Origin of the sequence: Vibrio marisflavi CECT 7928, from assembly GCF_921294215.1 — a bacterium.
GTDB lineage: Bacteria > Pseudomonadota > Gammaproteobacteria > Enterobacterales > Vibrionaceae > Vibrio > Vibrio marisflavi.
In genome coordinates this window covers 2146389-2158246 of sequence record NZ_CAKLDM010000002.1, presented here as the reverse complement: position 1 = coordinate 2158246, position 11858 = coordinate 2146389, and the positions used below count along the sequence as shown (strand labels likewise).

Genomic DNA, 11858 nt, shown 5'->3' with positions numbered 1-11858 from the left:
TATGTTTCAGATTCTAAAAGCAGAAAAAACGATCGACTTTATGAGTCGCTCCAAATATGCCTTTATGTTGTCCATTCTGATGGTGGGTGCTTCGTTATTTATTCTATCAACGAAGTGGCTTAACTGGGGATTGGACTTCACAGGTGGAACACTGATTGAAATTGGCTTCGAGCAGCCAGCGGACTTGACTAAGATCCGAGAATCTTTACAAAAAGAGGGCTTTGGTGATGCGATCGTGCAAAACTTTGGTTCTTCGCAAGATGTTATGGTTCGTCTAAGACCAAGGGATGATGTCGCTGGTGAAACGCTCGGAAATCAGATCCTTTCTAATGTGAAGGCTGGTACTGGCGAGTCGGTTGAAATGCGCCGGATCGAGTTCGTTGGTCCAAATGTCGGCGGCGAGCTGGCTGAGGCTGGCGGCCTAGCGATTTTAATCTCTCTCATTTGTATCTTAATGTATGTCTCAGTTCGTTTTGAATGGCGTTTGGCGGCTGGAGCTGTACTAGCTTTAGCGCACGACGTTATCATTACGCTGGGTGTGTTCTCATTACTGCAAATTGAAGTAGACCTTACCATTGTTGCTGCCTTGCTAACGGTCGTGGGTTACTCCCTCAACGATACCATTGTGGTATTTGACCGTATCCGCGAGAACTTCCGCAAGGTGCGCAAAGGCAAGCCAAGTGAAATCATCAACAGCTCTATTACCCAAACGCTGAGCCGTACTTTGATTACATCAGGTACAACTTTGTTTGTGGTTATTGCACTGTTCTTGAAGGGCGGAGCAATGATTCACGGTTTTGCCACGGCGTTACTGCTTGGTATCACTGTAGGTACTTACTCTTCCATTTATGTAGCATCGGCTTTGGCATTGCGATTAGGCATTACCAAAGAGCACTTAATGCCACCACAAGTTGAGAAAGAAGGCGCTGAGTTCGACAGCATGCCTTAAACTCAGCACTTAGTTTTAATGCCGCTAATTCATAGCTTTATTTGAATGGCGGCATTTTTCTTTTCTCAACCCAGTATCTATCGCCTCTCAACTATAAATTTCCCTGTATATTCGTCACATTTTTAAGTAGAATCCTTCGGTTAAATTCTACTCATAAATACAAAACGAAAATGTTTGAAATCAATCCAATTAAAAACCGCTTGCAGGATGTGTCAGAGCGCACAAATATCCTGAGGGGGTATCTTTGACTATGACGCCAAGAAAGAGCGTCTAGAAGAGGTAAATGCTGAATTAGAGCAGCCTGATGTGTGGAACGAACCAGAGCGAGCACAAGCTCTTGGCAAAGAGCGTTCATCATTAGAAGCTGTTGTTGAAACTATCGATTTGCTTGACCAAGGTGTTGAAGACGTTGATGGTTTACTTGAGCTTGCTGTTGAAGAAGAAGATCAAGAAACTTTCGATGAAATCGAACCTGAACTGGCTGAGCTTGAAGCTAAGCTAGCGAAACTTGAGTTCCGTCGTATGTTCTCTGGTGATCACGATGCTTCAGATTGCTATATTGACTTGCAGTCAGGCTCTGGTGGTACAGAAGCGCAAGACTGGACTTCAATGCTACTACGTATGTATTTGCGTTGGGCAGAAGCAAAAGGCTTCAAAACCGAAGTGATAGAAGTATCTGAAGGTGAAGTTGCTGGCTTGAAAGGTGCAACTGTACGTATCTCTGGCGAGTATGCTTACGGTTGGTTGCGTACTGAAACGGGTGTGCATCGCTTAGTTCGTAAATCTCCATTTGACTCAAGTGGTCGTAGACATACCTCATTTGCATCAGCATTTATTTATCCTGAGATTGATGACAACATTGAAATTGACATTAACCCAGCAGATTTACGTATTGACGTATACCGTGCTTCGGGTGCAGGTGGTCAGCACGTAAACACGACTGAGTCTGCGGTGCGTATTACTCACTTGCCGACCAATACAGTGGTTCAATGTCAAAACGATCGTTCGCAGCATAAGAACAAAGACCAAGCAATGAAGCAGCTACGTGCAAAACTGTTTGAGTTAGAAATTCAAAAACAAAATGCAGAAAAACAAGCGAACGAAGATGCGAAATCTGATATTGGTTGGGGCAGCCAAATACGCTCCTACGTACTAGATGATGCACGCATTAAAGATTTACGCACCGGCGTAGAAAATCGCAATACTCAAGCGGTTCTCGACGGTGATTTAGACAAATTTATTGAAGCCAGCCTGAAATCGGGCCTTTAAGCTTTTTACTGACAAAATATAGGGTACATCGAAAAATGACAGATGCTATTCAAACTGAAAACTTACAAGAAGAAAACAAACTCATTGCGGAGCGTCGTGCCAAGTTAGACGAAATTCGTAAGAGCTGTAAGGCAAATGGCCATCCAAATGATTTTCGCCGTGAAAATCTAGCGGGTGATTTGCAAAAAGAGTTCGGTGAAAAGAGTAAAGAAGAACTAGAAGAGTTGAACCATGTGGTTGCAATTGCAGGCCGTATTATGGCTAAGCGTGGCCCATTTTTGGTAATCCAAGAAACTTCTGGCCGTATTCAAGCTTACGCTGACAAAGCAGTACAAAAAGTACTTAAAGAGAAATACCAAGGCCTAGATATCGGTGACATCATCGGTGTTAAAGGTGCGCTGCATAAATCAGGTAAAGGTGATCTTTACGTGAACATGGAAGAATATGAGCTGCTAACTAAAGCGCTTCGTCCTCTTCCTGAGAAGTTCCACGGTCTAACCGACCAAGAGATGCGTTACCGTCAGCGTTACGTTGACCTAATCGTTAACGAAGATTCTCGCCAAGCGTTTGTCGTACGTTCTAAAGTGATGTCTGCTATCCGTAATTTCATGATCTCTAAACAGTTCATGGAAGTTGAGACGCCAATGATGCACGTTATTCCTGGAGGTGCGAGTGCGCGTCCATTCATCACACATCACAATGCACTAGATATGCCAATGTATCTGCGTATCGCTCCTGAGCTTTACCTGAAACGTCTAGTTGTTGGTGGTTTTGACCGCGTATTCGAAATCAACCGTAACTTCCGTAATGAAGGTCTTTCTCCACGTCACAACCCAGAATTCACGATGATGGAATTCTATATGGCGTATGCAGACTACAAAGATCTTATGGACATTACTGAAGAGCTTCTAAGCTCTATCGCTCTAGAAGTTCTAGGTTCAACGTCTATGCCTTACGGTGAAGAGACAGTTGAGTTTGGTGGTACTTACGCTCGTATGAGCATGTTTGAGGCTATCAAGCACTACAACCCAGATCACGCGCAAATCCAAGCATTGACAGAAGAAGATATTCAAAACCGTGACTTAATGGTTTCTATCGCGAAATCAGTTCACGTTGAAGTAGAACCTTTCTGGACATGCGGTCAGCTTCTAGAAGAGATCTTTGGTGAAACAGCAGAGCCTAAGTTAATGCAGCCTACGTTCATCACAGGCTACCCAGCAGATATTTCTCCGCTAGCTCGTCGTAGTGATGACAACCCATTCTTTACAGATCGCTTTGAGTTCTTCATCGGAGGCCGTGAAGTGGCAAATGGCTTCTCAGAGCTTAACGATGCAGAAGATCAAGATGCTCGCTTTAAAGAGCAGGTGGAAGCAAAAGAGTCTGGTGACGATGAAGCAATGTTCTATGATGCGGATTACATCACGGCGCTAGAGCACGGCCTACCTCCGACAGCAGGTCAAGGTATTGGTATTGACCGTCTTGTGATGCTATTTACTAACACTCATACAATTCGCGACGTGATTCTGTTCCCAGCAATGCGTCCTCAAGGTTAATTCATAACCTGACTGTAAAAAGCCACTCTTTGCGAGTGGTTTTTTTGATCCCAACTCACGCCAAATCTGAATTTATTGCTTGTGTGTTTACGGCTTGAAGGTGAAACAGGCAAATTTAAATCCCTAGTTCTAATTTTTGTGCATTTGGTTTCTTATTGACCGAGGTGTTGTTTTTTCGGGAAATTGAGCACAAAAATCGATCAAAGTTGGTTAGGGCTAATACGCTAGACGTGGAAAAGTCTCAAGGTTGAGTCTAGTCTTATTTATGAGATATTGGTCTCAATGTGAGTCATTATCCCGCTTTTCTTATCAAATCAAATAATTAGAAATTAACCCAGAAAGGTTTAAACATAGGAGAGTTTAAATGGCTAGTCAGTTTCGTATGGATTCGAAGCCTGGTGCGCTGATTCACGTTGGAGGCTCTTATGAATCCTGGCTCGCTGTATTGGAAAAAGTGGGCTGGAAATGTACGCAATGTTCCGACTTGAGAAAGGCAAATGAGCTGTTTGCTCAAACTGGACCATGTATCGGTATTGTCGATTTAAGCCATGATGAATTTAGTCTCAATGGTATCGCGAACTTAGTAAGTAGCTACAAACAGGTTAGGTGGCTCGCATTTATTCGAGAGTCACAACTTGGTTCGGATACTATTTGCCAGTTTATCGTTAACTTCTGTATCGACTTTTTCACGGCTCCTATTCCTGATGCACAGCTCCTAAGTACGATTGGTCATCAACTTGGTATGTTGAAGCTAGAAAAGAAAGTTTGGCCTCATTATCACTCGACAGATAATATAGGATTAATTGGAGAATCGGCGCCTATTAAGCGTTTACGTGATCAGATAAAACGTATTGGCCCAACTGATGTTAGTATTCTTATTTCTGGAGAGAATGGGGTAGGTAAAGAGCTTGTGGCTTCATCTATTCATAAAACTTCTGCGAGAAGCCACAAAGAGTTTATCTCTGTTAACTGTCGCGCGATGTCAGAAAGGCGTTTGGAATGTGACTTATTTGGTATTGAACGTGAGGATGACACGCAAATCTCCATGCTTGAACGTGCTCACGGAGGGACAATCCTACTCAATGATGTGCTGACCTTGCCTAAATCCCAGCAAGTTAATTTGTTGAGGTTTTTCCAAGAAGGCCGTGTCGAGTCAGCAAAAGGCAGCATTGATGTGGATGTGCGTATCCTTTCTGCTAATTCATCTGATATGGAGAAAGCGCTAATTGATGGCGAGTTTAACGAAGAGCTTTACCATTACATTAATGTACTCCGAATCAACGTACCTAGCCTTAAAGAGCGCACGAATGATGTCATCATGTTGGCGAAACACTTCCTGCAAGAGTTTTCCAAAGAGTTTAATGTTCAACCGAGGACTTTGTCTGCTGATGCGATGGATGCGCTTAGTAATCACTATTGGCCCGGTAATGTGCGAGAGCTAATCAATCAAGTAAAACGAGCAGTGTTAATGTCGGAAAACCCTGTTTTGCAAGTGTCGGATTTTGAGTTGCCGACATCAAGTGAAAGTGCGCGAAGCTTGAAAGGTATTCGAGAGCGCAGTGAAAAAGAAGCGCTCAGGCTGGCATTAGAGTTCAATGAAGGGCAGGTATCCATTGCTGCGAAGGAGTTAGGGATTTCGAGAGCGACAATGTACCGTCTGCTCAATAAGCACAATTTAATCAATGAAGAGTTGGTTTAGAATTTGCCCTTAATACTCAATCTACGAATTCATTCGTGACTAAATATTGAACAAGTGTATATTTAAGGCCGTTTATTTCAAATCTGCCCGAACGAACTTGTTAAAATTAGGTTAATCGTTTGTTTTTTATCAATTGCGATATTTTTTGTTGCTTAAAAACATCAATTGCTTACAATTTAATCGTGAACGGAATTACCGCTCCACACACTTCCAAGTTGGATTAATTGCTAAATACAGGAGGCACATTATGAATGATTTCAAACACAACCAATGTGCTTCTAATGATCGTATTGTCGCGTTAGCGAACAGGTTTACAGCATCTGCAATGATGCCCAAGTTCACCCACACCGGTCAGTAATTAATCCGCAACCTCTTAATTGGGCTGCGGGACATAGCAGCAAATTAAGAGCGTACCATTGTAGTTATCTACTTTTTGCCGCTATTTCCCCAGTCACTTTGCAAACTGGAGAATTATTATGCGCCACTCTATCTACCTAAAATTAGCCGTTTTACTTGTTAAAGCAGATTTACGTCGCGAAGAGCGTGAATATAAAAAAGCAATCCGTCGTGAAGCATACTTTATCCCTTATCAAAACCAACATCTTCTAAAAGATATTGGTTTAGATAAAGAAGGCAGAGCGAACACTATAAGCATGCCAATCCAAGCTAAAGCAAAACGTACTGTGAATTTGCTTCGCCAATCAGTGGAAGCTAGACCTATTACATAGCTAAAGGGGCTAGCGAATTATTTCGCTAGCCCCGAATCACGCGAGTTTATTTAGGTAATAAACTTTATGGACATGGGTTTGGGAACCTAACCCCAATTTCCTGAATATCATGAAAAATATCGTCATTCAGCTGGACATTTAAACTTTCAATATTTGCTTCCAGTTGCACCAAGTCAGTTGCCCCAATAATGGTTGAACCGACAAAAGGCTGTTGATAGACAAAAGCCAGCGCCATTTGCGCAGGGTCTAAATTGTATTTGCGAGCAATATCGATATAGGCCTCTGTAGCTTTGATACCTTGTGGAGTGAAGTAGCGTGAAAAGCGTTCAAATAAGGTGCATCGTGCGCCTTCTGGTTTTGCCCCGTTTAGGTATTTCCCAGATAAGCAGCCGAACGCCAACGGAGAATAGGCGAGTAACTTCACTCCTTCATAATGACTAATTTCTGATAAACCAATCTCGAAGCTGCGATTGAGTAGGCTGTAAGGGTTCTGGATAGATATGACTTTTGGTAGTTCATGCTTTTCTGCAAGTCGTAAAAAGCTCATTAACCCCCAAGGTGTTTCATTGGATAAGCCGATATAGCGAACTTTTCCCACTTTTACCAATTCACTTAGTGCTTCTAGAGTCTCGATTAATGTTACTTCTTCCTGTTTGTCCGGGTAGGGGTAATTGAGTTTGCCGAAGCAGTTTGTTTGTCTTTGTGGCCAGTGTATCTGGTAGAGATCGACATAGTCAGTTTTGAGACGCTTAAGACTGTCGTCAATCGCCAAGTGTATGTTTCGTCTATCTAAAGAGAAGTTCTCTCTGATGTGAGGGCAGTTTCTCGGCCCCGAAACTTTCGTAGCTAACACGACTTTCTCGCGCTTTCCTGATTGCTGTAACCAGTTGCCAATATAGGTTTCAGTAAGTCCTTGAGTTTTTGCAATAGGTGGAACTGGATACATTTCTGCTGTATCAATAAAGTTGATGCCACGTTCCAGAGCAAAGTCGAGTTGGCTGAAGGCTTCCGCTTCACTATTCTGCTCGCCAAAGGTCATGGTCCCAAGGCATAGCTTACTGACTTCAAGCGTCGAATTCGGGAGCTTTATATATTCCATATGCATTTCCTTATTGCTTTTGTCATTCCAATATATGGGAAATAGCCAGAGGCAACAAGCCCTAGAAGAGGACGAGGATTTCATTACTTATTATTAAGTTGCGCTGAAAATACACCTTAAGTTGAGTTAGTAATTGTCGATAAATTAACTAGACTCTTAATTGGGGGAGCTAAAAAATGAATAGAGAACAATTAAATAAATGGTTCCAAGGTGCTGTTACCACCAACCATCAAACACCTAAGGTGTATGTTATTGGCTGCTCAGGCCTTTCTCAGTATCTATTGGCAGTGGAATATAAGCATCAACTTGAGCCTATCAAAATTGATGATGAGCCAGTGCATTATGAATCTATTGATCGTGTTAAAGAAGAGCTGATGCGACTTGGTGTTGATCGGGCGTATTTGCGGTTGCACAACGCTTACGATGAGTGTGGCTCGAGTGACGGCCAACGATATTGTGACGTTGAGCTTTCTTTATAAGCTTTGATTTACAAAAGCTATGAGAAATAGCGGGCTAGAATATTGGCGGTGAATTTTGTGCGCAGATAGAACCCGCGAGGTAGCGTTTTTATTACTTGCCCAGATGCGCCATAGGCTTCTGTTAGCGCGCGGCTGTTGGCTGCCTTAGGCCGAATTTGTAACACTTCCCCCATTTTCGCTGAAATCTTATTCACTTGTCCCAGAGCAATCATTTCTATCAGCTCTTCCCAATCTTGTCTTAGCGCGTCTTCCTCTTGCTTAGAAGGAGACCAAATTAAAGGTGTACCGACTCTTCTTTCAGGCAGAGGAATTTCTCTTTCACCTTCCACAGGAACCCATAAAACACGAGACAGTTTCTGTTTAACGTGGCTGGTTTCCCATCTGGCACCGTGTATACCGACTAAAGAAGCGACACAGACAAATGTTGATTCAAGTGGGGTACCTGAATAGCTGATAGGGATACTTTTTAGCTCGATACCGAGCTTGTCAAAATCGGGCTGTGGTTTGCTACCAGACGGAGCCCCGAGGTGCCACTCTAGTAACTGGCCGACCCAACCTTTGTCTTTTCTAAGTGAATCAGGAACAGGCTTGCCAGCTTCTTCTGCGAGCTCAAGAAAGCTTAGGCCAGCAATGGACATTGCCCTCTCTAATAGCTCTTGTTCTGATTGAGGTTCAGGTTTCATCGGTATGTTACTAGTCAAAACAGCCATTCTATCAAATTGAAGCAGCGAAGAAAGGTCGCAAGCAATCAATACATGAACCTTTAAGTTTGAACAAAAGATCTTCACTTTCTAGTTATCCACAGGAATTTGTCAAATCAATAAGAAAGTTTTCAATATGTATAGATAAACAGTATTGGCTGTCACTTTATGAACAAAAATAAAGTGCGAGTGAAGAGGTAATCAATACGATTTTTGTGGATAAAGTCTCACATGATGGATCTTTAACCACTTTAAGGTGTGTTCATTTCTTGAGTAGGTTTACAGTAATGTTGAGAGCTTGCTAATTTTTAATGTCATGTATTATATAACTTTTTTTGGCTATACTTGGTTTTCTGATAATCCTTGCTATGCTCAAGGAAAGAAAATGATCATTTATTATTTGATTCTTCACATAGTTATTCACAGAAAAGGTGAATAAAACTGATCTAGGTAATATTTTTTGTTGATAACCTAGTTGTTGGGTAAAAGTTATCCAATATTCGATGGTAAAGTCTTAAAGTGTGCGACAAACACAATTGTAAATTTGCTCATGCTTGGGATATATGGAAAAATCACTGTAATAAATGAATTTAATTGAGGTTGGCCAGTGATAGATGGCGAAGGCTACCGCTTAAATGTCGGAATAGTAATCTGCAACAGCCATGGTCAAGTCTTCTGGGCAAAACGATACGGACAACATTCTTGGCAATTTCCTCAGGGGGGGATTGATGATGGAGAAACCCCTGAACAAGCCATGTATAGAGAGTTATATGAGGAAGTTGGGCTCACGAAAAAAGATGTCAAAATCGTAGCCACAAGTCGCCACTGGCTTAGGTACAAACTACCTAAGCGCTTAGTTCGGTGGGACTCAAAACCTGTCTGTATCGGGCAAAAACAGAAGTGGTTTCTGTTGAGGCTTGATAGTGATGAATCGGCAATCGATATGCAGCGAGGTCACTCACCAGAATTTGATGGGTGGAGATGGGTAAGTTATTGGTACCCAGTTAGGCAAGTAGTTTCGTTTAAGCGTGATGTATATCGTCGTGCGATGAAGGAGTTTGCTTCTTTAGCCATGCCGTTCAAAGAAAGAAAAAAGAAGGGTAAGCGGAAAAAACGAAGAGGGTAGGCATGCTGTCTCAACTAAGAGAAATAGTTGAACAAGTTTCGAGAATTGAGGATGTTCATCAAGCATTAGCTGTCTTAGTTAAACAAACCTGTCGTGCAATGCGTACAGAGTGTTGTACTGTTTACCTTGCCAATGAAGAAAAAGGTCGTCTTGAGCTTATGGCTACACAAGGGCTTAAGTTTAAAGGCGACAGAATCCATATCCGTTTTGAAGAAGGTTTAGTTGGGTTAGTTAAACGCTCAGCTGAGCCTCTTAATGTTGCTGAAGCTTCCAAGCATCCTAGTTTTAAATATTTTTCAGGGCTTGGAGAAGAAATTTATCAAAGCTTCTTGGGGACACCCATCATTTATCGTAAACAAGTGCTTGGTGTGCTTGTTGTCCAGCAAAAATCTTCTCGTTCTTTTGATGAAATCGAAGAGTCATTCTTAGTAACGCTTGCAGCACAGCTAGCTGTCATTATTGCGCATTCCCAAACTCAGGGACAATGGTTGCTAACTAGTAACCATTTAAAATTGAATGGGATCGGGGCATCTTCTGGTATTGCTATCGGAGAGTTTTGGTGGGACAAAAGTCAACCCGAGCTTTCTGAGGTGACTCCTGCATCAACCTTGAATCGATCTCGAGAGCAAGAACTGCTAGCCCTCGCTATTGATGCAGCGATGAACGATTTTCGCCGGATGCGTAAAAAGCTCGACAATGAGATCAACAAAGAAGCGTTAGCCATTTTTGACCTTTTTACTCACCTTCTTAACGATCCCATGCTGCGTAAAGATCTTAAGCAACAGATTCAAAAAGGGGATAGAGCTGATTGGGCATTGCGCCAAGTAGTAGAAAGCTACTCTGAACGATTTGCAAATATGTCAGATGCTTACATGTCTGAAAGGGCGCAAGATATTCGCGAGCTTGGCCAAAGGTTACTGTATTTTCTGCACAATACAGAAAACGAGGCATATCAATTAGATAAGCCAATTATTTTGGTTGTTCGTGAGCTCACTGCGACTCTTTTAGCATCTATTGATAAAGATAAATTGTTGGCCGTAGTGTCGATGGAAGGGGCAGCAAACTCACATGCGGCTATTCTGTCTCGCGCTCTGGGGATTCCTGCGGTTATGGGAGCAAATATCAATGCCAGCGACACGATTGGTCAAGTGGGCATTGTAGATGGCTATAGTGGTGAGATTTTTATCTCGCCAAGTCAGCACCTGTTAGACGAATACCAGCAGTTAATCAAAGAAGAGCAAGAGCTGAGCGAAGAAGTTAGCAAAGAAGCCCGAAAACCAGCTATGACGCAAGATGGTCTTCAAGTTGATATTTTGCTCAATGCAGGTTTGAGTGCTGACACCAATATTGCCATTAATCAGGGGGTCGATGGCGTTGGCCTATACAGAACCGAGTTTTCTTTCTTACTTCAACACCGTTTCCCTTCAGAAGAAGAGCAGACTCAACATTATCAAAGAGTACTGACTGCTTACGCTAATAAGCGCGTAGTCATGCGTACTTTGGATATTGGTGGTGATAAGCCTTTACCTTATCTGCCAATTGATGAAGATAATCCGTTTCTCGGCTGGCGAGGAATTCGTTTCACACTCGATCATCCTGATATATTTCTTATGCAGATTCGAGCAATGTTGAAGGCCAGTTGCCGTCATCAGAATCTAAGTATTTTGCTGCCTATGGTCTCTGGAGTTCGAGAATTGGATGCTGCGTTGGAGCTGATTGATCAAGCCTATCAAGAAGTACAGTCCATAGACGCTAGAGTTAAGCGGCCTGAAATTGGTATTTTGGTCGAAGTGCCTGCAATGATTTATTTGTTGCCACTGGTAGTAAACAAAATTGATTTTGTTTCTGTAGGTACTAACGATTTGACGCAATACTTGTTAGCCGTAGATAGAAATAACGCTAGAGTCGCGGATGTTTATGAAACAACTCATCCCGCTGTGATTATGGCGTTAAAAGAGATTAAAGAAACTTGCGAGCAATTGGATTTGCCAGTGTGCATTTGCGGTGAGTTGGCGGGCGATCCTATTGGTGCGGTATTGATGGTGGGCTTGGGGTATACCTCACTCAGTATGAACACCTCGAATGTTGCTAAAGTAAAATATATTCTTAGAAAATCAAACAGTAGGGAGTTAAAGCGCCTTGCCTCAAAAGCTTTAATACAACCTTATGGGCAAAACATATATACTATGATGCAACGTTTCTTTGAGTATAAAGGCATCGCTGGATTTATCCGAGCGGGCAAAAAATAGGTTATA

General features: G+C 42.4%; 10 protein-coding genes. 8 read left to right on the top strand and 2 right to left on the bottom strand.

The annotated features are described in order from the left end of the window. Position 1 precedes the first annotated feature (1 nt). The 5 genes from secF to L7A31_RS16650 all read left to right on the top strand — a co-directional run bounded on the left by secF (position 2) and on the right by L7A31_RS16650 (position 6198). Positions 2-949, top strand: coding sequence for a protein translocase subunit SecF (gene secF / locus L7A31_RS16670; protein WP_237362876.1), 948 nt, complete (start codon positions 2-4; stop codon positions 947-949). A 170-nt stretch (positions 950-1119) separates the two neighbouring features. Beyond that, positions 1120-2218 (top strand): peptide chain release factor 2 gene (prfB, locus tag L7A31_RS16665; RefSeq protein ID WP_237362875.1). Its coding sequence is split into 2 segments (ribosomal slippage): positions 1120-1194 and positions 1196-2218, totalling 1098 coding nucleotides; the frame shifts between segments, so codons are not numbered across the junction. Between the two features lie 35 nt (positions 2219-2253). Next, positions 2254-3771 (top strand): lysine--tRNA ligase, encoded by a 1518-nt coding sequence (gene lysS, locus L7A31_RS16660; RefSeq protein ID WP_237362874.1) that lies wholly within the window; start codon positions 2254-2256, stop codon positions 3769-3771. Positions 3772-4135: 364 nt separating this feature from the next. Then, on the top strand, positions 4136-5470 hold the full coding sequence (locus L7A31_RS16655) for a sigma-54-dependent transcriptional regulator (protein ID WP_237362873.1): 1335 nt from the start codon (positions 4136-4138) through the stop codon (positions 5468-5470). 476 nt (positions 5471-5946) lie between these two features. Continuing rightward, on the top strand, positions 5947-6198 hold the full coding sequence (locus tag L7A31_RS16650; RefSeq protein ID WP_237362872.1) for a DUF1127 domain-containing protein: 252 nt from the start codon (positions 5947-5949) through the stop codon (positions 6196-6198). 64 nt (positions 6199-6262) lie between these two features. On the opposite strand, the gene L7A31_RS16645 is transcribed toward L7A31_RS16650, so the two are convergent. Further along, a complete protein-coding gene (locus L7A31_RS16645) occupies positions 6263-7297 on the bottom strand; it encodes an NADP(H)-dependent aldo-keto reductase (RefSeq protein ID WP_237362871.1) in 1035 nt (344 codons plus the stop codon). 176 nt (positions 7298-7473) lie between these two features. On the opposite strand from L7A31_RS16645, the gene L7A31_RS16640 reads away from it, so the two are divergent. Next, positions 7474-7776, top strand: a complete 303-nt coding sequence (locus L7A31_RS16640; RefSeq protein WP_237362870.1) for a DUF6482 family protein — start codon at positions 7474-7476, stop codon at positions 7774-7776. A gap of 17 nt (positions 7777-7793) precedes the next feature. On the opposite strand, the gene mutH is transcribed toward L7A31_RS16640, so the two are convergent. Further along, a complete protein-coding gene (mutH, locus tag L7A31_RS16635) occupies positions 7794-8459 on the bottom strand; it encodes a DNA mismatch repair endonuclease MutH (protein ID WP_237363591.1) in 666 nt (221 codons plus the stop codon). A gap of 625 nt (positions 8460-9084) precedes the next feature. Between mutH and rppH the strand changes: the two genes are divergently transcribed. Together rppH and ptsP are read left to right on the top strand one after the other, a co-directional pair. Further along, positions 9085-9603, top strand: coding sequence for an RNA pyrophosphohydrolase (rppH, locus tag L7A31_RS16630; protein WP_237362869.1), 519 nt, complete (start codon positions 9085-9087; stop codon positions 9601-9603). A gap of 2 nt (positions 9604-9605) precedes the next feature. Then, positions 9606-11852: a phosphoenolpyruvate--protein phosphotransferase gene (gene ptsP, locus L7A31_RS16625; protein WP_237362868.1), complete on the top strand. Its 2247-nt coding sequence runs from the start codon at positions 9606-9608 to the stop codon at positions 11850-11852. The last annotated feature ends 6 nt before the right edge of the window (positions 11853-11858 follow it).